General features: G+C 38.5%; 23 protein-coding genes. 3 read left to right on the plus strand and 20 right to left on the minus strand.

Features of this window, described 5'->3' with window-relative positions:
• Window positions 1-9: 9 nt before the first annotated feature.
• Complete coding sequence (gene zwf, locus P3R27_RS07355; protein ID WP_200868972.1) at window positions 10-1,533, plus strand: glucose-6-phosphate dehydrogenase; 1,524 nt, start codon at window positions 10-12, stop codon at window positions 1,531-1,533.
• A gap of 91 nt (window positions 1,534-1,624) precedes the next feature.
• On the opposite strand, the gene ileS is transcribed toward zwf, so the two are convergent.
• The 17 genes from ileS to P3R27_RS07440 form a co-directional block, all read right to left on the minus strand.
• Window positions 1,625-4,417, minus strand: coding sequence for an isoleucine--tRNA ligase (ileS, locus tag P3R27_RS07360; RefSeq protein WP_034689839.1), 2,793 nt, complete (start codon window positions 4,415-4,417; stop codon window positions 1,625-1,627).
• A gap of 244 nt (window positions 4,418-4,661) precedes the next feature.
• A complete protein-coding gene (locus P3R27_RS07365; protein ID WP_010735972.1) occupies window positions 4,662-5,369 on the minus strand; it encodes a DivIVA domain-containing protein in 708 nt (235 codons plus the stop codon).
• A gap of 20 nt (window positions 5,370-5,389) precedes the next feature.
• Window positions 5,390-6,172, minus strand: a complete 783-nt coding sequence (locus P3R27_RS07370) for a YlmH family RNA-binding protein (protein ID WP_034689841.1) — start codon at window positions 6,170-6,172, stop codon at window positions 5,390-5,392.
• 33 nt (window positions 6,173-6,205) lie between these two features.
• A complete protein-coding gene (locus P3R27_RS07375) occupies window positions 6,206-6,475 on the minus strand; it encodes a YggT family protein (protein ID WP_010735974.1) in 270 nt (89 codons plus the stop codon).
• A gap of 30 nt (window positions 6,476-6,505) precedes the next feature.
• The gene (locus tag P3R27_RS07380) at window positions 6,506-7,105 is read right to left on the minus strand and encodes a cell division protein SepF (RefSeq protein WP_034689844.1); all 600 of its coding nucleotides are present in this window, start codon (window positions 7,103-7,105) and stop codon (window positions 6,506-6,508) included.
• The gene (locus tag P3R27_RS07385) at window positions 7,105-7,791 is read right to left on the minus strand and encodes a YggS family pyridoxal phosphate-dependent enzyme (RefSeq protein ID WP_034689845.1); all 687 of its coding nucleotides are present in this window, start codon (window positions 7,789-7,791) and stop codon (window positions 7,105-7,107) included. Before P3R27_RS07385 ends, P3R27_RS07380 begins: the two co-directional genes overlap by 1 nt.
• Before the next feature lie 15 nt (window positions 7,792-7,806).
• Window positions 7,807-9,054 (minus strand): cell division protein FtsZ, encoded by a 1,248-nt coding sequence (gene ftsZ / locus P3R27_RS07390; protein WP_010735977.1) that lies wholly within the window; start codon window positions 9,052-9,054, stop codon window positions 7,807-7,809.
• A 21-nt stretch (window positions 9,055-9,075) separates the two neighbouring features.
• Window positions 9,076-10,404, minus strand: a complete 1,329-nt coding sequence (gene ftsA, locus P3R27_RS07395; RefSeq protein WP_034689847.1) for a cell division protein FtsA — start codon at window positions 10,402-10,404, stop codon at window positions 9,076-9,078.
• 154 nt (window positions 10,405-10,558) lie between these two features.
• Window positions 10,559-11,734 (minus strand): cell division protein FtsQ/DivIB, encoded by a 1,176-nt coding sequence (locus tag P3R27_RS07400; RefSeq protein WP_034689849.1) that lies wholly within the window; start codon window positions 11,732-11,734, stop codon window positions 10,559-10,561.
• Between the two features lie 14 nt (window positions 11,735-11,748).
• A complete protein-coding gene (murG, locus tag P3R27_RS07405) occupies window positions 11,749-12,837 on the minus strand; it encodes an undecaprenyldiphospho-muramoylpentapeptide beta-N-acetylglucosaminyltransferase (protein ID WP_034689851.1) in 1,089 nt (362 codons plus the stop codon).
• A gap of 18 nt (window positions 12,838-12,855) precedes the next feature.
• Window positions 12,856-14,226, minus strand: a complete 1,371-nt coding sequence (gene murD / locus P3R27_RS07410) for a UDP-N-acetylmuramoyl-L-alanine--D-glutamate ligase (RefSeq protein ID WP_034689853.1) — start codon at window positions 14,224-14,226, stop codon at window positions 12,856-12,858.
• Window positions 14,227-14,238: 12 nt separating this feature from the next.
• Window positions 14,239-15,201, minus strand: coding sequence for a phospho-N-acetylmuramoyl-pentapeptide-transferase (mraY, locus tag P3R27_RS07415; protein ID WP_034689855.1), 963 nt, complete (start codon window positions 15,199-15,201; stop codon window positions 14,239-14,241).
• 16 nt (window positions 15,202-15,217) lie between these two features.
• Window positions 15,218-17,410, minus strand: a complete 2,193-nt coding sequence (locus tag P3R27_RS07420; protein ID WP_034689858.1) for a penicillin-binding transpeptidase domain-containing protein — start codon at window positions 17,408-17,410, stop codon at window positions 15,218-15,220.
• The gene (gene ftsL, locus P3R27_RS07425; RefSeq protein ID WP_010735984.1) at window positions 17,411-17,809 is read right to left on the minus strand and encodes a cell division protein FtsL; all 399 of its coding nucleotides are present in this window, start codon (window positions 17,807-17,809) and stop codon (window positions 17,411-17,413) included.
• A 4-nt stretch (window positions 17,810-17,813) separates the two neighbouring features.
• Entirely contained in the window at window positions 17,814-18,773 is a 960-nt protein-coding gene (gene rsmH, locus P3R27_RS07430; RefSeq protein WP_034689861.1) for a 16S rRNA (cytosine(1402)-N(4))-methyltransferase RsmH, read from the minus strand.
• A gap of 21 nt (window positions 18,774-18,794) precedes the next feature.
• A complete protein-coding gene (gene mraZ / locus P3R27_RS07435; RefSeq protein WP_034689889.1) occupies window positions 18,795-19,226 on the minus strand; it encodes a division/cell wall cluster transcriptional repressor MraZ in 432 nt (143 codons plus the stop codon).
• Between the two features lie 170 nt (window positions 19,227-19,396).
• The gene (locus P3R27_RS07440; protein WP_010735987.1) at window positions 19,397-19,765 is read right to left on the minus strand and encodes a DUF3397 domain-containing protein; all 369 of its coding nucleotides are present in this window, start codon (window positions 19,763-19,765) and stop codon (window positions 19,397-19,399) included.
• 209 nt (window positions 19,766-19,974) lie between these two features.
• Here P3R27_RS07440 and P3R27_RS07445 point away from each other — a divergent pair, with 209 nt between their 5' ends.
• Together P3R27_RS07445 and P3R27_RS07450 are read left to right on the plus strand one after the other, a co-directional pair.
• Window positions 19,975-20,931, plus strand: coding sequence for a magnesium transporter CorA family protein (locus tag P3R27_RS07445; RefSeq protein WP_010735988.1), 957 nt, complete (start codon window positions 19,975-19,977; stop codon window positions 20,929-20,931).
• A gap of 71 nt (window positions 20,932-21,002) precedes the next feature.
• Complete coding sequence (locus P3R27_RS07450; RefSeq protein WP_010735989.1) at window positions 21,003-21,119, plus strand: DUF4044 domain-containing protein; 117 nt, start codon at window positions 21,003-21,005, stop codon at window positions 21,117-21,119.
• 257 nt (window positions 21,120-21,376) lie between these two features.
• Here P3R27_RS07450 and P3R27_RS07455 read toward each other — a convergent pair whose 3' ends face one another.
• The 3 genes from P3R27_RS07455 to recN all read right to left on the minus strand — a co-directional run bounded on the left by P3R27_RS07455 (window position 21,377) and on the right by recN (window position 25,079).
• Entirely contained in the window at window positions 21,377-22,456 is a 1,080-nt protein-coding gene (locus P3R27_RS07455) for a hypothetical protein (RefSeq protein ID WP_034689863.1), read from the minus strand.
• Between the two features lie 106 nt (window positions 22,457-22,562).
• Window positions 22,563-22,838, minus strand: coding sequence for a hypothetical protein (locus P3R27_RS07460; RefSeq protein WP_034689865.1), 276 nt, complete (start codon window positions 22,836-22,838; stop codon window positions 22,563-22,565).
• A gap of 561 nt (window positions 22,839-23,399) precedes the next feature.
• Entirely contained in the window at window positions 23,400-25,079 is a 1,680-nt protein-coding gene (gene recN / locus P3R27_RS07465) for a DNA repair protein RecN (RefSeq protein ID WP_034689867.1), read from the minus strand.
• Window positions 25,080-25,093: the final 14 nt, after the last annotated feature.

A 25,093-nucleotide genomic window follows, 5' to 3' on the forward strand; every position in this document is an offset into this window, starting at 1 on the left:
ATTACCCAAATAATGAATGAAAAAAACGTATTATTTACTATATTTGGCGGTACAGGAGATTTAGCACAACGTAAATTGTATCCTTCCCTTTTTCGTTTATACAAAAAGGGCAACTTGAGCGAACATTTTGCTGTGATCGGTACAGCACGTCGTCCTTGGAGCGATGAACACTATCGTGAAGTGGTTAAAGGAACAATCAAAACATTGAATCCTTCTGCCGAAGAAGCCGAACGATTTGCCAGCCATTTTTATTATCAATCCCATGATGTCAATGATTCTTCTCATTACCAAACATTAAAAGAATTATCTGATCGTTTAGATGAAAAATACCACTTGAATGGTAATCGAATGTACTATTTAGCCATGGCTCCACAATTTTTCGGTACGATCGTTTCACATTTGAAATCTCAGAAAATCATCACTGAAGCTGGCTTCAACCGATTGATTATCGAAAAACCTTTTGGTTCTGATTTCCATTCTGCCTTTGAATTGAATGAAAAAATTCGACAAGTCTTTCCAGAAGATGATATTTTCCGTATTGACCATTATTTAGGTAAAGAAATGATCCAAAATATCTCTGCGATTCGCTTTGCCAATAATATTTTTGAGTCTCAATGGAACAATCGTTACATCGACAACATCCAAATCACTTTTGGTGAGAGTTTAGGTGTTGAAGATCGTGGCGGCTATTATGACCACAGTGGTGCGTTAAAAGATATGGTCCAAAATCATATCCTTCAAGTATTAGCTTTACTTGCGATGGAACCACCAGTTGCCTTTTCCGAAAAAGAAATCCGATCAGAAAAAATCAAAGCGTTAAAAGCTATTCGTATTTATGAAAAAAAAGAAGTCTTAGAAAATTTTGTACGTGGGCAATATGCTGCAGGTCAATTAGATGATCAGACATTCAAAGGCTATCGTGAAGAAGACAACGTTGATCCAGAATCAACAACTGAAACATTTGTTGCTGGAAAATTCACGATCGATAACTTCCGTTGGTCTGGCGTACCGTTTTATGTACGGACTGGGAAACGTCTTACTGAAAAAGGTACACGAATCAATATCGTCTTTAAACAAGTACCTGTCAATGTATTTAAAACATCGATCGACGAACCTTGTAATGATCCAACGTTACCACCAAATGTTTTGACTATCTATATTCAACCAACAGAAGGTTTTTCATTTACATTAAATGGAAAAAAAGTTGGTCAAGGCTTCGCCACCGATCCAATCAAACTGGAATATCGCAATAGTGCTGAAATGGTCGAAAATAGTCCTGAAGCGTATGAAAAGCTTATGTTAGATGCATTGAACGGTGATAGTACAAACTTCTCTCATTGGGAAGAAGTCGCACAATCTTGGCATATCGTTGACGTGATCCGCCAAGTTTGGGATCAAGTACAACCGGATTTCCCGAATTATAAAGCTGGTTCTATGGGTCCTGAAGCAGCATTCGAGCTTTTAGAAAAAGACGGGTTCGAATGGATCTGGCAACCAGATCATTGGTACCGTGAACGTGGTAAATTGGATTAGTGACCAATCACTTGCTATTCGCTTAAAAATACTCTTTGATGTAATAAAAACAACCAAACACAAGATGTGTTTGGTTGTTTTTTACTAACTTCTATTCAAAACCTTCTACGACTGCTTCTGGATAGAATTCTTCAACAAGCTGTGCGCAACGTCCGCATAAGTGTGGTAATTTTTCATCAGTTCCAACATCTTTACGGATTTGACGGCAACGATCACATGTTTCACCTTCTGCTTTTTCGACTAAAATCGCTACATCATCAAAGACTAAAGCATTTTCAGGCGCTTCAGTGTTTTCTGGCATAACCGTAAAGTAGTCTGGTGAGACGATCAATAATTGAGGAATGTCAGCAGCAACTGCTGTCAATAATTGATTCACCTGTTGATTTGGATAGATCGTTAATTTTGCTTCTAATGATTTTCCGATCAATTTACTATTTCTTGCTTCTTCTAGTGCTTTTAAGACTTTATCACGGAAATCCATGAAGGCCGCCCATGTATCTAATAACTCATCTTGGTTAGGATATTCAACATATCCTGGTAACTCACTTAATTGAACATAAGCTTCCTCTTCTTTTAAGAAGGACCAGATTTCCTCTGTTGTGTGAGGAATGATCGGTGTCAGTAATTTTGTTAATGAAACAGCTGTTTCATAAAAAACAGTTTGCATACAACGACGTTGATGATCATTTTCTGCTTCAATATAAACAACATCTTTTGCAAAATCAAGATAGAAAGAAGAAAGATCAACTGTTAAGAAATTCATCACTGTGCGATAGATTTGCATAAAGTTATACTTATCATATCCTTCTTCACGGATTTCTTTGATGACTTGATTTAAACGAACTGTCATATATTTATCAACTGAACGACGATCTTCATACGCTACTGCATCTTTCTTAGGGTCAAAATCATCCGTATTTGCTAATAGGAAACGCATCGTATTTCGGATTTTTCGATAAACTTCAGCAACTTGACCTAAAATATCCATAGACACACGAACATCTGCTTCGTAGTCCACACTAGATACCCATAGACGTAGAATATCCGCACCAAATTGTTTGATCACTTTATCTGGAACGATCGTATTGCCTAATGATTTACTCATTTTTCGACCTTCGCCATCTAACGTGAACCCTTGTGATAGAACTGCTTTGTATGGCGCAACACCATTGATCGCGACACTTGTTGTGATACTTGAGTTGAACCAACCACGGTATTGATCGGAGCCTTCAAGGTACATATCTGCTGGGAAAGATAACTCAGGGCGTTGACGTAAAACTGCTTCATGAGAAGAACCTGAATCAAACCATACGTCCATGATATCTGTTTCTTTAGTAAATTCGCCATTTGGTGATCCTGGATGCGTAAAGCCTTCAGGTAGTAAGTCCTTCGCTTCTTTTTCAAACCAAATGATTGAGCCATGGGCCGCAAATAATTCAGCGACATGTTCAATCGTCTCAGGTGTAATGATTGCTTCACCATTTTCAGCATAAAAGATTGGTAGTGGGACGCCCCAAGCACGTTGGCGTGAGATGACCCAATCGCCGCGATCACGTACCATATTGTAAAGACGTGTTTTTCCCCATGGAATGATCCAATCAACTTTTTCCACTTCATCAAGAATGTTTTGGCGGAAATCATTGATTGAAGCAAACCATTGTGGTGTTGCACGATAAATGACAGGTTTTTTAGTACGCCAGTCATGTGGGTAACTATGGGTGAAGAAATCCAATTTCAACAAGGCACCTTTTTCTTTTAATAGATCCGTGATCATTGGATTTGCTTTGTCATAAAAGATTCCTTCGAATCCAGGAGCTTCATCAGTAAATACACCTTTAGAATCAACGGGAGAAACAACAGGTAATTTGTAACGATTTCCTGCAATATAGTCATCTTCCCCGTGTCCAGGTGCAGTGTGAACTAATCCAGTACCGGCATCCAGCGTCACGTGATCTCCTAAGATCACTAAAGATTCACGATCATAGAATGGATGTGTCGCTGTCATGTATTCCATCTCTTGTCCTGCAAATTCTTTTAAGACTTGGACTGCTTCCCAGCCAATTGCTTGTTGTACCGTTTCCATCAAATCTTTGGCAACGACAAATTTGCGACCATCAGCTTCTACTAAGACATACGTAAATGTTGGATTTACAGCAATCCCTTGGTTAGCTGGCAATGTCCATGGTGTAGTTGTCCAAATAACGAAAGCAGTATCTTCTTCCAAAAGACCTTTGCCATCTTTCACAGTAAAAGCGACATAGATTGACGGAGATTTTACATCTTTATATTCAATTTCAGCTTCAGCTAATGAGGATTCACTAGATGGTGACCAGTAAATTGGTTTTAATCCTTTATAGATATATCCTTTTTCAGCCATTTTACCAAACACACGGATCTGTGCAGCTTCATAGGAAGGATCTAAAGTGACATAAGGATTTTCCCAATCACCAGCAACGCCTAGACGTTTAAAGTCTTCTCGCTGTTTGTCTACTTGTGAAAGGGCATATTCACGACATTTTTCCAAGTATTCAGCCATCGTCATTTCTTTTCTCTTGATTCCCTTGTTCGTCAACACTTGCTCAATTGGCAAGCCATGTGTGTCCCAGCCAGGAACGTACGGCGCACGAAAACCAGACATTGATTTTGAACGGATGATAATATCTTTACTGATTTTGTTTAACGAATGACCTAAATGAATATTTCCATTTGCATATGGAGGACCATCATGAAGAATAAAGCTTGGTTTGCCTTCATTCAACGCTTGTCTTTGTTGATAGATTTGATTTTCTTCCCATTCTTTTTGCCATTCACCTTCACGGTTTGGCAAATTCCCACGCATAGGAAAACTTGTTTTTCCTAGTTGTAAGGTTTCTTTCATTTTCATACAAACACTCCTTAACTATAGTTTACAGAACGCAAAAAAGCATGCTCATCCTAGGGACGAACATGCCGTGGTACCACCCAAATTTAGTTACGATCGTAACTCTCAAAGACCGATAACGAGGTCAACCGCTATTTCTTACTAGTGTTCAGAAATAAATCAAGTAGAGGATCTTTCACTTTGCAGGGTCTTACCAATCTTACACTGTCATTGGCTCGCTTTAAGAATGTCAAAATGCTTTTCTGTTCTACTCTTCTTCGTATTCTCCAGGAATGATCGAAAGATCGATTGCTTGCGTATCAAAAGCAGTCACTGGAGACTCGTATACTCCTGTTTCAGAGTGTACATCACTTTCATTTTCATTGTCAAGCTGTTTTGCCAAAACTTCTTTGATTACTTCATGGCTATCTGTTACATAACTAGAAAATGGTTGTAGGATCTCATCCCATTCTGGACTTTTTACTTGTTCAAGTTGAGATTCCAACATCAAGCTGATTCGTTGATGGAATACACGAGTTTTCTTCTTCAAGTCCTCTGTTTCTGTCGCTAATTGTCTTGCTTTTTCAGTCGCATCTGTCAAGATACGACGTGCTTTTTCTTCAGCATCTGTAGTTAATTGGTGCGCACGTTTTTCAGCATTTGCGACCATTTCGTCCGCTTTGTTTTGTGCAGAAGTAACAATCACTTCTGATTCTTTGCTTGCACTTGTTTTTACTTTGTCAGCTGTATCTTGTGCCACAATGATCGATTGATTCAACGCATCTTTCAATTCATTGAAGTACTCAAGTTTTTCTTCCGAATGCTTTACTGCTTTTTCTAATTCACGATTTCTTTGTGTTACTTCTTCGTAATCACGAACAACTAAATCTAAGAAATCATCTACTTCGTCTTGATTGTATCCCCGCATTTTTGTTGGGAATGTTTTATTTTGAATATCTAATGGAGTTAAAGCCATGAGTAAACCACCTTCTTGTTTTATTTACGTAATACACCAAACAACACCCTGCACTTGTCTTTTTTCGTTTTCCCCTCAAGGTCTTGGATCTGTATTCTACCATACCCTCTGATCGAAACAATGTCCAATAACTCAAGTAGAAAGTCCGGTTTTGTATTTTCTGTCCAATTGACTTTTACTTTACCTGCTTCGATCAATTGCTTCGAACGTTGTCTGGATATATTATAGATTTCCGATATCACAGTGTCCAGTCTAAGTGAAGTGACCGTTCCTCTTTCTTGCATCCAGCTATCTTTTGGCAAGACCATATCTGTATACTTGATTTCCTCTAAGCGTACAGCTACTTTTCCGATCTTAGTCACTTGATTAACGACAAAGTGGTCGACTTCATTTGCAATGAAAACTTGCCATCGTTCATCATCTGAAATAATATCACCAAAATATGAACGTTTTATCCCTGTACCAACTAGTGTACCTAGGATCTTCCCATGGCTTAAACTGGCAAATTTACTGGGATAATGGACTTCATATAATGACATTTCAAAATCTTCATCAACAGGCTCATAATAGTCTGGGAAAATCAAGCATCTTTTCCGTTCCGCTTGCTCATACCCACCATATAACTGAAAACGCAAGTCACTATTTTGACGTATCAGGGTCTCTAAGATGTAGCACTGTCTCGGATCAAGAAATTCTGTCAGATATGGTGCATACTGACTCTGGACCTGTTCAATCCAATCTCCGACAGAGTCGATAAAAGAACGTTCATCTACTCGGAAATGTTGATATACATTCGCATCCACTTGATCCCCTCCTAACTCCCTGTTTATTCTACGCTAAATAGCGAACGTAATCATCCATAAAACGATATGCTGCAATCCTTGTACGGCAAGATTCAAAATCAAAATCGATGCTAAGATCGTAAAATCAATTGGTCCAAATCTTAACGGCAAACGATCAAATAGGCTGATATATGGTTCACAAATCTTTGCTAATATACGTCCAAGACTAGATTGGTACCCTCCAGGAAACCAAGATAGTAACGCATAAACTACTAGAATCATGCTGTAAAAGTATGCAGCACGTGAAATTAAATTAAGTAACATAAAAAGAATATAAATGTTTACTCCTCCTCTTTACAGATCAAACATACTGCCATCTGCGAAAGATTGAGCCGTTGAACTATCGATTTCCAGACCAGCAGGTGTGCAAAGGAAAATCTCATCACCTACTCGTTTAATATCGCCGTCTAACGCATAGACTGTCCCTGTTAGGAAATCCACGATACGTCGAGCCTGCTTTTCTTCTACTAATCGAAAATTGACTAATGTTGCTTCTCCCGCAATGATCCTTTTAGCAATCGTCATCGCTTCAGAGTAGGCACGAGGTTCCATCACTGTGATTTTTCCTGCTAACTGTGTGTTAGGTTGAACAGATGGTCTCGTTTGTCGTTGGTCTTTTTGCGTATTTTTTGTAGAAGTTTGATGTAATTCAATGACTTTTTTTGTTTCGTTCATCGGCGCATTCTCACGACCAACCGGACGAGATGTCATCGCTGGACGTTGTTTTTTTTCAATCGGCTGTGAAACAGCTGGAGAATGTTGTTGATGCTGTGTGTTTGATTTAGTTGGTTGCTTGGCAACCTGTTGTTGTTCAGGATAATCTTCGTATTCGTACTCTTCTTCATCCGCTAATCCGAAAAAATTAGCAATTGCTCCCCTGTTTAAAAGTGGCATTATTCTTCCTCCTCGTCTTTGAATAGCGCTGTTCCTACACGGATAAATGTAGCTCCTTCTTCAATTGCAAGTTGAAAATCTTGGCTCATCCCCATGCTCAGTTCGGTACATGGTGCATGTGTGTATTGTTTTGATTGGGCAAGATCACGCAATTCTCTCAGCGTTTCAAATACTTTATGAATTTGTTCAGCAGAAGCGTCCTTCGGTGCCATAGTCATAAGTCCCACTACCTGTATATTTGGATAGGCTGCTAAAGATTCTAAGAAAGGTAGAAGCTCCGCTGGTGAGATACCGTGTTTCGATACTTCACCAGACACATTGACTTCCACAAAACAAGCTAGCTGTTTTTCTAATCTTTTTTGGATTTCTTCTGCTAATTTCAAACTGTCTAACGCATGAAAGTAATCAATTTCATTTACAATCAATTTTACCTTTCTGCGTTGTAAATTACCAATTAAATGCCACTTCACTTCAGAATATTTAAGCAAATCTTGTTTTTTTTGCAACAATTTATCGACACGATTTTCTGCACAATGTGTGACTCCAGCATTGATTAATTCTTCAGATTGGAGTGACTCTACAGATTTTGTAACAGCTACTAATGTCACTTCTTTCGGGTCACGATGAACAAGAGCACACGAATCCTGAATGTCTTGCTTGATATTCTGCAAGTTGTCAGCAATCATGTGCTCTTCCTCCTTTTATTTTTTACGACGGAAAAACGGCGGTGTATTCAATTCGTCGTCACCTTTTGTTTTTGTTTCTTCACGATTGAATGTATCAAATTCTTTTTTCTCAATAGTTTCGTAATTAGACTCATCCACTTTTGGACGAACATTTTGTTCGCGGCGGATGTCCCAATCACCAAAACTGCTTTCATCCTCAGCAGTAATTGGTTTTGCTTGGTCCATGTCTAATCGATTGCTTTGAGCAGAAGATTGCGTTTGAGTTGACGTTTGTCTAGCTGGACGACTAGACTTCCGTTCCTTTTTTGTTTCATCAATACCTGTAGCAATGACCGTTACACGGATTTCATCGCCCATTTCTTCATTGATCGATGTCCCTAAGATGATATTTACATCGCCAGTTGCTGCATTTGCTACGATATCTGAAGCATCTTGTGCTTCGAATAACGTCATATCCAAGCCACCAGTGATGTTCAATAGGACTTGTTCTGCCCCATCGATCGATGTTTCTAATAATGGAGAAGAGATTGCTTTCTTCGTTGCTTCAATCACACGTTCTTCACCACTTGCTACTCCGATACCCATCAAAGCAGTACCTTGGTTTGCCATCACTGTTTTCACATCAGCAAAATCCAAGTTTACGTAACCTGGTGCAGTGATTAAATCAGAGATACCTTGCACACCTTGGCGTAAGACATTATCTGCCTCGCGGAATGCTTCAAGCATTGGTGTCTTTTTATCAACGACTTCAAGAAGTCGGTTGTTTGAGATGATCAATAATGTATCTACGTTTTCTTTCAAACGTGCGATACCTTCCGCAGCAAAACGGCCACGTTTTGGTCCTTCAAATGTAAATGGACGAGTGACAACACCTACTGTCAATGCACCCAATTCTCTAGCAATTCCAGCAACGATCGGTGCAGCACCAGTACCAGTTCCACCACCCATACCAGCAGTGATGAAGATCATGTCTGCGCCTTCTAATGCTTCACGTAGAGATTGTTCACTCTCTTCAGCTGCTTTTTGGCCAACTTCTGGTTGTGAACCTGCACCTAAACCACGTGTGTATTTAGGTCCTAATTGGATCACTGTTTCAGCTTTTGAATTTTTTAATGCTTGGACGTCTGTGTTGGCAGTGATAAACTCAACACCTTTAACGTTTTCTTCAATCATACGGTTTACAGCGTTTCCGCCTCCGCCACCGACGCCGATTACTTTGATGACTGCGCCGTCATTGATGTTATTATCAATTGAGAATTCCATGTTTTTTTCCTCCCACGATGATTAATCAAATATATTGGTAAAAAATCCTTTGATTTTACTTGTTACGTTTTCGCCAGAATTTTTTTCTTCTGGTTCTTCGTTATACGTTGTTTCTTCTGCCACATCGTATTGTTCATAAGATGTGTGAGCTTCCGGCTCATTGGTTGTATAATGAACAGGTGCTGATTCCCCCATAACAGCGATTTTAGCTAATTGGTATACTTCACTTAAATTCGCAGAGTAATCAACGATACTGATCACGTTTGTAAATACTGGATTTCTTAGACCCATTTGATTTGGTACATAAAGCTTCACATTTACGCCAAATATTTCCTGTGCCAAATCAACGACACCTGGAAGGCTTGCTGCCCCACCAGTTAAGACAATACCGCCAGGCAGCTCTAACGCTTCGATTTGATCTAACGCTTCTTTTGCTTTATTGAAGATTTGTTCCATCCGAGCAGAGATTACTTCTGATAGGTAATGTTCATCGACTCGAACAGGTTCTGTTTGGCCGATCACATCTACCGGAAATACTTCTTGCTCTGAGGTACGTTCTGGATATGCATCCCCGTAATTTATTTTTAATGCTTCTGCATTGTTGAAGGAAGTATTTAAAACAATGGAGATATCTTTTGTGACAAATTCGCCACCTTCTTGATCTAGGCTCGTGAATTTCAACTGTTTGTCATGCATGACAGCTGTTGTTGTTTGTCCGCCACCCATATCGATAACGATTGTACCAAAATCTTTTTCTCCATCCGAAAGAATTGATTCAGTCAACGCTAAAGGTGTGATCACTAATTCATTGACGATCAATCCCGCATTTTCAACACATTTACGAATGTTATGAATGATTGTTTTTGGTCCAGTAAATAATAGACCATACATTTCTAATCTGACACCGATCATCCCACGAGGATCTTTGATGCCTTCGAATCCATCTACCGTAAAGTCCTGTGGTAAAATTGACACGATTTGACGTTCAGGAGGTATTGAACGAACCAGTGCAGCTGAAGCCACATTGCGGACATCTTCATCGGTGATTTCTTTTGAATCTCCGTTTACTGCAATCATCCCTTGGCAGTTTTCTACTTCAAGCATGTTTGCTGGTAGACCCACGCTTACACTTTTGATTTGAATGCCGGCTTTTTCTTCTGCCTGACGCACTGCTCGCTGTATCGCTTGTACTGTTTTATCGATATCAACGATGATGCCTCGGTTAATCCCTTCTGATTTTGCGTTCCCTACTCCAATAATATTCATTTGGCTGTCGATATATTCAGCCACGACAACTTTGACAGATGTCGTTCCAATATCAAGGCCTACGTACATTCCTGTTTTTGCCATGAATGGGATTCCCTCCTACTTAACTATTCCATATACATGCGAACCAATAACGTCCGTTTTAAAAATATACTTAATAGATATATTCACTGTTTCCAATTTTACCATAAATTACCAGTTTTTAGAAAGTAGATTATCACATTTTACAGTGGTTTTCTTAATTTTCATCTAAACTTGACGAAGATGGGGTCGTATTTTCATTTGTTGGATTCATTTCGCCTTGATTCTCACTTATTTGAGGCTCATCAACGCCCGTTTCTGAAGTAGAAGTTTGATCCGTACTTTGCGCACTTGCCTCTGTACTTTCTTCTGATCCTTCTTCTTGCGCTTCTTCGCTATTATTTGAGTAAGGGTAAGAAAAAATCCCTACTTCCATGTCGATGACACCATTTTCTTCCATTTCGCTAGCTACTTGCGCATAAAAATTCATTTGCGTTGCTAAGTTAGTAATATTGACGATCACTTGGTTCCCATCGTTCATATTCAGCTGGATCAAATTCTGATTCGTATTACGTGGCGTATATTTGATTTCCGAAATGGCTTTTTGTAACTCTGGCGATAGTTTATTATATTCTTTTGCTAAATCTTTGATTTTTGTTGAGTCAGTAAATCCTTCTAGGATCGGAAGATTTTTTGTTGGACTTTCAACTATCTCATCCAACACTGTTCCATCTTCGATCACAGGACTATATTTTCCGTCCGTTAAAATCAAAGCAATCTCTTTATATTCAGTGACAGACAGATCAAATGTATTGACACTACTAAAACCGATCGTAGCAGATTTTATTCGAGGCTGCTCTTTTTTCAAATGATCGATGTAACTTTGGCGCTGCCAATACTGTCCCCAAATATGCTGATTCAATGCTAATTGCGTATCCTTCAATATTTCTTCTTTCGAAACAACTTCATTTCCGGAAACAGAAACGCCCTCTAATTTGCTCAACGGGGAAACATAATAAATCAAAAATAACAAAGGAATCAAAAGAATGGAAATGATTAAACTCAGCCTTTTGTATAAAACTTTGTTTCGATAATTTTTTAAATTAGGCAAGCGATCAATAAACGAACCATTATACGGTCCCCCGTCTTTCTTATGTTCGATTTCTTCATAGTCTAATAAATCATCTTCTTCAACAAGTAGTTCTTCTTTTTTAGGAGGTGTAGGTTCTTTTTGTTCTTCTTTATGCTCGCTTTTTTCACTTGTTCCTGTCTGATGATCTGTGTGTTCTTTATGTTCTTCTAAGTATTTTCGGTTGGCCATTTGCCAAGGCGTCAGCGAGTTTTCATCGTTTGACTTCTCAGGCGTTTTTTTTGTTTCTTTTTTCTTACTCATCTATGACCACCACCTTATTCTATGATTAACGATTTTGCTAGTTGATACAAACGCTCAGACGCATCCGGGATACCTAATGTTTTAGAGGCAGTTGACATATTTTGTTGTAGTGTTTCATCTGTCATGATCTCATTTATCGTGGCACCCAAGGAATCACCATCCAACTCTCCATCCGCAATCATCTTAGCCGCCCCAACTCGAACGAGACTCATCGCGTTTTTTGTCTGATGATCGTTTGTCACATAAGGACTTGGGATAAGGATCGCAGGTAACCCAAGTGCGGTCAACTCAGCAATGGAGGTCGCCCCTGCTCGTCCGACCAATAGATCACTTGCCGCCATCACCGCTGCCATTTCATTGATGTAAGGTTGAATACTGATATTTGCTTTTGTTTCTCCTAACTTTTCCTTAATACTTTGATAATAACGTTCTCCTGATGCATAAAGGATCTGATAATCCGTCGCTTCAAATGTATCCAAATAAGAAGTAACAGCTTGATTGATTTTTAATGCCCCTTGGCTTCCTCCAAAAATCAAGACTGTTTTCTTCTTAGGATCGAGATCAAATTTTTTTAGAATATCTGTTTTCATCGTATCTGCAACTTCTTGTGCTCGCGGGTTACCGATCAAAACTGATTTGTCCTCTGGGAAAAAGGTTGCTGCATCTTTAAAAGAAAGCGCGATTCGATTCACATAACGACTCAAAAATTTATTTGTCATCCCCGGTACACTATTTTGTTCATGGATGATTGTCGGAATCCCTAACTTAGCAGAAGCATACACAACTGCCCCAGAAACATAACCACCGGTTCCGATCACGATATCTGGTTGAAATTCTTTTAGTATTTTTTTCGCTTGATGGATACTTTTTAAGAATAATTGGATCGTTTTGACATTAGCTAGTGAAAACTTTCGCTGAAATCCTTGGATCTCTAAGGTATGAAAAGGAATCCCAGTGGTTGGAACGATTTTGTTTTCCAAACCACGTTTTGCACCTACATACATAAACTCGGCGTTCGGCTCTTGTGTTTTCACATAATTGACGAAGGCTAGCGCGGGATAGATATGTCCACCGGTTCCTCCACCTGTTACCAAAATTTTCATAGTTATTATCGCTCGTTTCTACTTTTCTATTTTTAATTTTCTAAAGGCTTCCATAAAGCGATCACCACGGATCTCAAAATTAGGATATTGATCCCAACTTGCATTGGCTGGTGATAATAAAACCACATCTCCTGGTTCGCTATTTTCTAAAGCTACAGGAACCGCAGCTTCCACAGACTCTGCTGTGCAGATCGTTGGTATGCCCGCTTTTTCACCAGCATCCTTTAATTTCTCTTTAGTTTCACCAAAAGTGATCAATCCCTTCACTCCTTCAAGTGATGGAATGAGTTCATTAAAGCTATTGCCCCGATCAAGTCCACCGGCGATCAAAATCAATTTTTCTGGTTGAAATCCGCTTAATGCCATCTTAGTTGCTAAGATATTTGTGGCTTTCGAATCATTGTAAAATTTACGTCCTTGCACCTCTCCAACATATTGTGTACGATGTGGTACGCCATGAAAATGACTCAATGTTTCTTTTATTTCTTCATTTGAGACATTATATTGTTTTGCAACAGTAATAGCTGCTAACGCATTTTCAACATTGTGCGCCCCTGGAACACCTATTTCTGAGATCTCCATGACTTTTTCTTTGTCGTAATAAATAACTCCCTCAAAAGAATAAGCACCTGTCGCTAAGACTTGATCTGTCGCAAAAGGTAACACTTTCGCTTTTGTTTTTTTACTTAGTTCCTGTAATTCTTTCTGATTCCAATTCAGTACAAGATAATCCTCTGACGTCATGTTTTTTTGCAAATGCCATTTAGCTTTGACATAGGCTGGGCGAGAGCCATGATAGTCGATGTGTGCTTCATAGATATTCGTGATCACTGCAATATGGGGACGAAGATCAGTAATTCCCATCAATTGAAAACTTGAAAGTTCCATAACAATCTTGTCTTCCGGATTAGCTTCTTGTGCCACACTACTTGCAGGAAAGCCAATATTACCAGCTAAACGAGTGATACCTGCTGATTTCCCCGCATTCAACAATAACCCAGTCATTGTTGTTGTCGTCGTTTTTCCGTTGGTGCCTGTTATGCCGATAATTGGGCATTCCGCTACTTCGTAAGCCAGTTCAACTTCCGTAATTACCGGAATACCCATTTCTTGAGCTTTTGCAACTAATGGATGTGTATAAGGAATACCTGGATTTTTGACCAGCATTAAAAATTTTTCATCTAATAATTCAATTGGGTGACTACCAGTCACTACTTTGATCCCTAAAGAAAGCAATTCTTGGGCTTCAGGATTTTCATCAAACGGTTTTCCGTCATTAACGGTGACAAGTGCGCCCAGTTCATGTAATAACTTGGCCGCACTAAATCCACTTTTTGCTAATCCTAATACAAGGACTTTTTTATTTTCATAAGTTGTTATTTTTTTCATTCTCGTCATCTCCTACCATACGATCCACAATGTGATCAATGAAGTAATTACACTTGTTATCCAAAAGACAGTATCTATCTTCCATTCAGACCAACCACTCATCTCGAAATGATGATGGATCGGTGACATTTTAAAGATTCTTTTACCAGTCAATTTGAAAGAAGATACTTGTAACATCACGCTAGCTGTTTCGATGACATACATCAGACCGATCAATAGTAATGTCCATTCCTGATTGAGCATGATCGAGATTGCTGCTAACAATCCTCCTAATGCTAAGGAACCGACATCCCCCATGAATATTTTGGCAGGCTTGCGATTATAGACGAAAAATCCTAGTAAACCACCTAAAACACTCAAGCAGATAATTAAGACATCATACTGCTGTTGGTGCCAAGCGATAACTGCGTAGGTCAGAAAAGAAATACTTCCTAATCCAGCTACTAAGCCATCAATACCATCTGTTAAGTTAACAGCATTGGAAAAGCCAACTAACCAGAAAATCGCGAATAATCCGTACAACCAACTTAATGGAAGAGCAATTCCAAAAAAATTCAGTGTTCCAGGGTATCCTTCACCACGATAAACGAGATAAAAGATGATTCCCCCAACAATTTGGCCAATCAATTTTTGCTTTGAGTTCAATCCCATATTTCTTTTCTTGAAGATTTTGATGAAATCATCCAAAAAACCAATTGCTCCATATAGGGCAAGTACAAAAAGTAGGATGAAAAGAGTAGGCGTTAACTGTTGTTGCCAAGCGCCTACCCAGATACCAGTCAAGAGCGCACTGATTAAAAACACCAATCCCCCCATCGTTGGAGTTCCGGCTTTTACATTATGCCATTTAGGTCCTTCCTCACGAATGGCTTGGCCTTGTTTTTTCATTTGAAAATAACCAATAAATAACGGCATTGTTGCAATCGTCATTGCACAACTACTCGCAATGGGAATTAATGTTTGTGTCAAATCCATGCTCTCTTCTCTCCTATTATTCTTTTAGATGGAAACTTAATGTTTCGTCAGATATTTTTTCATAAGGTGCGAGGCTTTGTTCTGTACAGTAACCATCACCGTGGAATGTCACTTCGACACCAAGTATTTTTCCTAATTTCATGATATCCGCCTTTGACCAACCTGTCACATCAGGCATCAATGCAGTACCACCACTATATAGAATCAATTTTTCTCCCGATATCAGCTCATCCCCATTTGCTGTGGATTGCGCTTCTACCTTATTTCCATCGCCAATGACTACTGGTTGCAAACCGCTCTTTTGTGCATCAGCAGCGGCAATATCAGGATTTAAATTACGATAGTCAGAAACAGTGATATTTTCCGTCTTTTTCTCTTCTGGCGTAGCTGTTTCAGCTTCTTTGAAATCCATTGCTCGTTTCAGTAAGGGGTTCGCAATTTTTGCTAAAGCCGTGCGGTCATATGTCTTAGGATGTTTCATTGTCAGATAAAGGACATATTCGGGATCCTCAGCTGGTACCATTTCGACGATCGAATACAGATACGCGGTATCACCTGTTAGATAACCTCCTGTATCAGAAGCAATCTGGGCTGTTCCTGTTTTAGCTGCAATATTGTATCCCGGAACATTATATACTCCGTAAGCACTACCGTAATTTTCATCTTCTATGACATCTCGCATATACTCACGAACTTTTTCTGTCGTTTCTTTCGAAAATGGCTGTCCTAACACTTCCGTTTCAGTAGAGACTTCTTCTCCAGTATTTGGATCAACGATCTTACTAATGTAACGTGGTTGGATCATAGTGCCGTTGTTGGCGATCGCACTGAAAGCTTTCATCATTTGGAAATTCGTGACACCAATCGCTTGACCATACGCACTCATCGCTTGGTCAACGATATTAGCAGTTGGTAAAGCACCCGCAACTTCATCATCTAAACCAGAGTGGGTACTTTGCCCAAATCCTAGTTTTTGCAAATAGTTAAACCACTTGCCACCTAAACGCTGTTCCAGCATTACCATACCCACGTTACTAGACCATGAAAGAGCTTGGCGCATGGTCAGCATTCCTTTTTTACCAAAGTCATGGTCATTGATCGTGGCATCAGCTACTTTGATCTGTCCAGATAGGAAAGTCTCATTTTCATCGAATTTACCTTCTTCGATCGCTGCTGCTGTCGTGAAGATTTTCATTGTTGAACCTGGTTCATAAGAATCTTGTACAAGGATGTTACGCCACACAGCATCTTCACCAGTCAACCCTTCCATCGTCTCAGGATTGAACGTCGGGCGTTGGCTCATCGCAGTGATCTCACCAGTTTTAGCTTCCATCAATATCGCAGTCAATTCTTCAGGTTGATATTCTTCATTGACTTGATCCATCAATGTTTCTAAGTAACTCTGCAGACGACTATCAAGAGTCGTATACACATCTTTACCGTCTGTTGCCTTTTCTTCTTCTGCTACAGTACCTGGTAATGGATTTTGGAAATTATCTTTTTGATAGTAGATCTTTCCGTTTTGTCCACTCAAAATATCATTATAAGCAGATTCGATCCCAAGTCGGCCAACCAGACCATTTTCTTCTTCATCCGGTACCGCATAGCCAATAAAATGGGAAGAAAATATCCCACTAGGATACATACGTGCAGGATGATTATCGAAATAAAGCCCATTAACATCAGCCGCTTTCATCTCTGCTTCGATGTTTTGTTTCGTCTCTTGGGTGATATTACGTCCATAATTCCCAAATTCTACTTGGTAGAGATTTTGTTCGGCTCCATCGCGTAGTACCTTCAAGGCTTTACTTTTTTCCATTGAAAGGTTTTTGCTGATAATATCCGCAAGTGTATCGAAATCTTTTTCTTGTGCATATAATTTTTTGTTTCCAGTCGTGTATGTTTCGGAAAGAATTGCTTTGATCGAGTAAGACGTGGCATCTTCTGCTAGTGCCACCCCATTACGGTCAAAGATCGTGCCTCGTTTTGCCTTGACCTCTTCACTACCTTGATAAAGCTGGTTCGTTTTTTCTTCTAGTGATGTGCCAGCCACATGTCCACCGATCACGATGTATGCAAAACGAACGGCAAATAAAAAGAACAATCCAATACTCGTAGCAAATAAAATGATACCTACTTTTTTGCGATTGTTCATCGGATTTAGATTTTTCTTTTCCATAAACCGCCGGAATTTATTTTTAAGACTCATTTACTTCACTTTCCTTAAATTGTCGTCATTGATTGACAACCCTTTTTCTTCTGCGATTTTTTTAACACGCTCGGTACGAGAAAGTTCACTTTTCTCTTGCTCCAAACTGATTTTTTCTTGATTTTTTTCATTATATTCAACCTGTAGCGCCCCGATTTGCTTTTCCATACCACTAATATTGGTTCGTAACATCACTGTTAATACGCAAAGTGCGATGACAGAAAAAGCAATACACACTACGGCAAGCTTTTCGAAAATAGAGATTTGCTTCAAACGTTTTGCTGGAGATTGAGGAAGAACAATTTCTTTCTCTGAGGGTGAATCTGGCAGAGGTTGCTCTGGTAGTTCAATTTCTTGTAAATCATATGGATATTGTTGGACTTTCTTTAGTTCTGCCATTCTTCTACTCCTCTTTCTCTCGTATTTTTTCAGCGATACGCAATTTTGCACTACGAGAACGATTGTTTTCTGCCACTTCTTCTTCAGATGGTAACATCGGTTTTCTCGTTATCACTTTTAATTCAGGTTGAAACTCATCAGGTACGACCGGCAACCCTGGTGGTAAATCTTTGATCGTACTATATTCTTTGAACATGTTTTTGACGATCCGATCTTCTAATGAGTGGAAAGTGATCACACTGAGCCGGCCACCGACCTTCAATAAGCGGATTGCTTGCTCTAAGGAGGCTTGCTCCGCACCTAGCTCATCATTGACTGCAATTCGCACAGCTTGAAAAATGCGTTTTGCAGGATGACCGCCTTTTCGTCTTGCTGGGGCAGGAATCACCTGTTTGATGATTTCTACTAATTCCCCGGTTGTTTCAATCGGATGATCTTTTCTCACCCGTTCAATTTCTCTGGCAATTTGTTTTGAAAATTTTTCTTCTCCATAACGAAAGAAGATCTTTACTAATTCGTTGTAAGGATATTCGTTGATCACATGATATGCTGACAAAGGTGCCGATTGATCCATTCGCATATCCAAAGGCGCATCTTGATGATAACTGAATCCACGTTCTGCTTCGTCTAACTGTGGCGAAGATACGCCTAAGTCGTAAAGTATCCCATCGACCTTAGGTACGTATTCAGTCAAGCGCTCTTCAAGCTCACGGAAATTTGCTTTGATAAAAGTGACCATACCTTTTTCGACATACTCAGCCAAACGGATTTTTGCGTAATCGATTGCGATCTGATCTTGATCAAATGCATAAAGATGACCCTCTGTATTCAATTGGCTTAATAAGTATTCGCTATGTCCGGCTCCGCCGAGTGTACAGTCCACATAAATTCCGTTCGGTTTGATTGCAAGTCCATCTACCGTTTCTTTTAACATGACTGTATAGTGTTGAAATGTTTCAGTCATTGGTCAGCCTCTTCCTATTTCTTATAATCCGAAATCAATCATATTTTCAGCGATTTCATTAAAGTTTTCTTCCGCAGCTTCTGAAAATTCTTGCCATTTGGCTTCATCCCAAATTTCGATCCGGTTTGACACTCCAACAATGACACACTCTTTCGTTATAGTTGCGTAGTTTCTTAATGTATTAGGGATATTGATACGTCCTTGCTTGTCCAACTCACATTCTGTAGCTGCTGAGTAGAAAAAACGGACAAAGGTTCTAGCATCTTTCTTTGCTAGAGGCATATCATTGAGTTTCGACTCTAATGCGTTCCATTCGCTCATCGGATAGCCAAAAAGACAACCATCTAATCCACGAGTCAACACGAATTGTTCGCCTAGTTCTTCACGCAGTTTTGAAGGCACGATCAAGCGACCTTTTGCATCAATATTATGCCGAAATTCGCCCATTAACATCGAAACTACCCCCAATCCTCCACTAACTAAAATCAGTCTACCACAATCCCCCACTTTCTACCACCTTTTATGGGAAATCTGAGAATAACTTTTTGATTAGTAAAAAAAATTTTAACAATCAAGCTGATAAAAGATTTTTTAAAGTCTTTTAACAGCCTGATTGCGCCATACTAGAGAAACGAAAGGATGTTTAGGACGATCAAAACGATATACATGACTAAGGTTACCAAAAAAGTAAGACGCCAAGTCATTTTGAAATAACGTGAATACACAAGTTCGTCATAATAATAAGCTTGGAATAACGCGATACAGATTGCCATTAAAAGGATGGTGATCAATAAAAAGGGCAAAAATGAAGACGTATCGGTATTACGAGACAATGCATGGATGCCTCCCCACAAAAAAGGAACGGCTAAATCAGGTGCTTTGACTTTGAAACGCCGAGTCAATGCAAATATTTTTACTAGAAATTGACAACCAAAAATCACGATTGCCGGAAAGATGTACCAAAACAATACAAGTGGTGAAAAACTGCCCATTCGACAAATCTCCTTTTTTATCGTTGCGTTCAGTATACGTAATTTAGTTTACACAACGATTTCATTTAGTTTAAATTTATACTGTTTTATTATGTTGTTGCAGCCGTTTTTTGACAAATCAAGATTGATGATCAGTGGGTAGTCTCTTTCAATGTGTTCTTTTCAAGAATTGGTTATAATAGAAGAAAGAAGTATTGAGGAGGTTCCCAATGATAAAGTATTTTACACTTGAAGACCAGAAATTGGTTGATTCAATGGAAGAAACGGCTGAAACCATTTGGTATTGTGTCGAGCGACCCACAGAAGAAGAAATCAATCAATTGATCAAACAGTTCCAAATACCTAAAGATTACCTCACGTCTGTCTTAGACGATGCAGAAAACTCCCGAGTAGAAGAATTTAATCAAGAAAAGCTGACAAAACCAGCATTGGTATTATTACAATATCCTTTTCCAAAAACAAGTCCTAGCGGATATTTCCAAGTAGATACTTATCCGTTTTCGATTATTCTCACGCCCAAAAAGAAGCTTATCACAATTACGAATCACGAACCACTTTTTTTGAAAAAAGTCTTTCATCAAACGTTTCAAAGAAACGATCTTTCGACCACTCTAAATATTTTTATGCAGTTACTTTGGCAGATCACTCAGTCCTATAACACTTATCTTTCTACCTTACTTGCCCAATGTGATCTGTTGGAGACACAACTAAAAGTCTCAACTGAAAATAAGCAATTGTATCAAATCATGGATATCCAAAAAAGCTTAGTTTATTTCAAAGAAGCGACTGCCTCGAATCTTGAAGCGTTACAACAACTAGCCGAGAACCAATCGGTAAAAAATAATCACGCGATGATGAATCACCTCAGAGACGTGATTATCGAAACAGAACAAGCAAAGACCACCGCTCGTATCCGCTTAAAGCTTGTCGAACAGATGAACCAAACATTCTCTGCCATCATTTCAAACAACTTAAATAATATTATGAAAATTTTAACTTCTTTAACGATTATCTTAACGATTCCAACAATCATTGGAAGTATATACGGTATGAATATTAAACTACCAATTGCCGAAAGGGATGATGCTTTTCTTTGGTTGATACTATTGACCGTGATCATTTCACTTCTGACCACTTATTATTTGAAAAAAGGTAAGTTTTTATAGAGATGCCCTCTTGTAGAATCAATGAAAAGCATGTAAAATCAACTTAACAATAATAAATCGAGGTAATCACGATGCGAGAAAAAAAACAAACAAGCACTTTTGCGAAAGTCACAAAATTAGTGATTTGGACAATGTTGATTTTGACAATCGGCTCAGTCGTTCTAACTGCTGTAATCAGTGTCATGTAAAAATAATGGAGGTTGCGCCAAATTTGGCGTAACCTCCATTTCCTGTTATTAATTATTATCATCAAGAGTCTGTCACATTGGTTACTACATACTTAAACTAACCTCTTTTTTGTTTGTTCTTGGTTGCTGTCTTACTTGATTCGATATATTTTTATGTTGGCTTTTACTCTCGCATCACTTGTTAGCATCGAAAAACTTTTCTTATTTTCATTTTGAACTCTGGCTACTGACTGTTTGGACTGATTCGCTTGTTCTTCTCACAATCTAAACTCTAAATTTGGAATGTCTTTCGTCTGGGATGAAGGAACTTGCTGTAAATCTTTCAAAAAATCCTTCAATTCTGCGGGAAAATTCTGTCCATCCGATGATTCTATCATTTTTAAAATATATTCACCTGTCGACGTATCTTTTAAATCAATAGTTTTTTGATTCGCCAAGCTGTTATACAGATTCTGTGATTTACTGTGAGACGGTTGAGTAGGAATCGCCTGTTGATATATTTCAGCCTTAAAACGATAGGGGTATGTTTGCTCTCCGAACTTAATTAGACTTTCTACTACACCGTGTGTTAAGCTTTCTTCGTTTTCACCTCTTACATTTTTTGCTTCAAATACAGGATTATCATTGGGATTGCGCAGTTTAACTGTGTCAATTTCTTTTCCTCCATGAGTTGTAAAACTGACCTCTAAATTCGGATTATCTTTTGTTTGGGATGAAGAGGCTTTCTGTAATCCATCCAAAAATCCCTTTAAAATTTCCTCATTTTCCATATTGGTTGTTCGATTACGTGAGTCTGTTCCCTGATTTCGCTTGGATGGTCTTGCTTCAAACTTAGGGATTGCATAAGCAAAAGAAGTCTCATCTTTTTGAATAGTATTCAGACTTTTTACTTCCTGATCATGTAATTCACTTGTATCTTTCTTAATTAAATATGAAGCCTCCTTAGATTGATGATTTTTTTCTACATTCTTTGCTAGTTTATCTTTTTTTCTCCAGTCAAAAACTGAATTTTGTTTTTCTATTGTTTGGAATGTCTGTTCCTGACTGGATGATCTTACTTCAGACTGAGGGATTTCATCTTTTTGAGTACTATTCGTACTCTTTACTACCTGATCATGTAACGCACTTGTGTCTTTCTTGATTAAAAAGGAAGCTTCCTTGGAGAGCCTACGATGATATCTTGGATGAATTTGCCTACTTCCGTTTAGGGATTGTTGCAATCCATCATTTGTATTGCAAGATGTATGGCCCTTATATTCACTAGATTCTTTACGTTTAAATTTCAATTTTTTAGGAACATACTCACTACTAAATTGTTTAGGAACCGTACCTGTCACATTCGCTAGCCCATTTGAAGCTAGAAAGTTTTGATCTATACTGCTTGGGGAATTCTCTGTAATACATTACGATAGCTTTGAGTTGCATTTGCTGTAGTATTTAAATCTACGAAGGACTTTCTTGATTTCTTTCTCCAAATGAGGTGCATGCATTTCCTACAACTCGATCATTCCTTTGATTAATCGGCTGTAGTGTTGTATTTTTAAGAATATCTTTCGGATAATAAAGATAAGTAATAATTGGGTTGGCTCTCACATTTAGTGATTCATTCCCTATGCGAATAGCTAATCTATTCAGAACTTCTTGAGTATTTGTCTTATTAGCGTCATGCATTCGATTAATAAACTTTCCACCTGTTTCTCTGAAATCAATTCCTGCCATATCTTACACTCCTCGCATTTTTATGTATTTGTTTTATTCCATTCCTTTTTCTTAGAAAAGCTTCTAAAAGTGTACGTTCCTAAATCACCCATTTACAAAAAACTTTTATAATTTCCTTGTTTATCTACAGAAATACTTTAGACTATTTATGACATCATTTTCCTACTAACCTCAAGTATCTATTCTTAGTGTTCAAAAAATAATTATTTTCAATAATCATACGTTCAAACTAATTTATGTGTAGTGTTTTTTTCAAACATAATCAAAAAATGGGAAAACATTAGTACTGAATTTATCTTTTCATCATTGACCAAAATTTTTATGATTAGTAAAAATATGCCTTTGTAATCGGATTAACTATTGACTAACTATCGATAGTTCTTGGATTTAAAAATCTTACTCTCAAAATCATAAAAAAAGTATAATAAAATACAATATAAAAATAACTAATTATTTTTTCTGTTGGGAAAAATTTCAACTGTTTTTTTACCCCTATTCCCTAAAAAAGCAAAATAAAATCACCCTAGCCAATCTAGACAAAGGGTGATTTTTATTTTCTATTTATTTTTTCGCCAAACGTAACAACTCTTTGGCGTGTTCGATCGTTAAAGGCGTGATTTCACTTCCCGCTAACATTCGTGCTATTTCATTTTCTCTTTCAGCTGCGGCTAATTCGGAGACGGATGTTTGTGTTCTTCCGCCGACGACTTCTTTTACAATGTAATATTGATAATCCGCTACCGCAGCCACTTGAGGGAGATGCGTGATACAAAGTACTTGGGAATACTTGGATATTTTCAATATCTTATCCGCAATGGCTTGTGCCACTCTGCCACTAACACCAGTATCAACTTCGTCAAAAATGATACTAGTCACACCTTGTCCAGAAGAAAAAATGGTTTTCAGAGCAAGTAATACTCGTGACAATTCTCCACCTGATGCTACCTTGACTAGAGGCTTCAATGGTTCTCCTGGATTTGTCGTAATATAAAATTCAACGATATCAAAACCTTGCTCATCTAAGCGTCCATTTGCTTGCGTTGAAAAACGAACTTCAAATTCGGTGTTTTCCATATAAAGACTCTTTAATTCACGCATAATCGACTGTTCTAAGTCACTTGCGATCGTTTTTCTTGCTTGATGGAGTTCTTCTGCACATTGAAACGCCCACTCTTCTTTTTGGGTCAGTTCATTCTTCATTTTATCAAGTTGACCTTCTGTAAAATCAGATGAATCCAATTCTTCTGTGATTTCTTCATAGTAGGCTAATATAGCTTCAACTGAATCGCCATATTTACGCTTCAATTGACGAATCGTTTCCATGCGTTGCGTCACTTCTTCCAAACGATTCTCATCCAGTTCAAGCAGATCGATTTGTCTACTCATGTCCCCTACTGCATCTTGCAATAAATAATAGGCACTCTGGATATTATCAAAAATTGCTTCATACTCTGAATCAAGATGGGCAATACTTTGGATCTCGGAAACAGCCGTTCCCACCCCATCAAGACTGCTTTGTTCGCCTTCACTAAGCGCCCCATAAGCAGTAGCTAAACCATCAACGATTTTTTGATAATTACTTAATTTATCGCGCTCTTCTCGAAGTTTTTCTTCTTCACCAACTTCTAATTGGGCAGCTGCGATTTCTTCTTGTTGGAAATTCAACATATCGATACGTTGGACATAGTTTTTTTCGTTTTGTTGGATTTTACGCACTTTTCTTTCAAGTTCACGATACGCTTGATAGGCTTCTTGGTACGCTCTTTTTTTCTGTTGGAATGTCGAGTCCCCAAAACGATCAAGTAACACAAGATGTGATTCAGGTTGCAATAGTTCCTGATGTTCATTTTGACCTTGGATATCCACTAAATAACTACCTACGCGTCGCAAATTCGCTAATGTCACGATATGTCCATTCACTCGACAAACATTCTTACCTGCTAAAGACATATCTCGACGGACGATCAGATTTGAACCATCGGACTCAATCCCTAACTCTTCCATCAAAGCTTCAAAACCTTCTTGTTTAGGCCATTCAAACAACCCTTCCAGAATACATTTATCGGCACCTTGACGAATATAATCACTTGATCCGCGACCACCTGCTAATAAGCCCAAAGCATCAATAATAATTGACTTACCGGCTCCGGTTTCTCCTGTTAATGCTGTCATTCCCTCATGAAACGACAAACGCAATTCAGGAATAATCGCAAAATTGGTGATACTGATTTCTTGTAGCATTGCAATCACTCCTT

Origin of the sequence: Enterococcus spodopteracolus, assembly GCF_030441955.1 — a bacterium.
Taxonomy (GTDB): Bacteria; Bacillota; Bacilli; order Lactobacillales; family Enterococcaceae; genus Enterococcus_B; species Enterococcus_B spodopteracolus.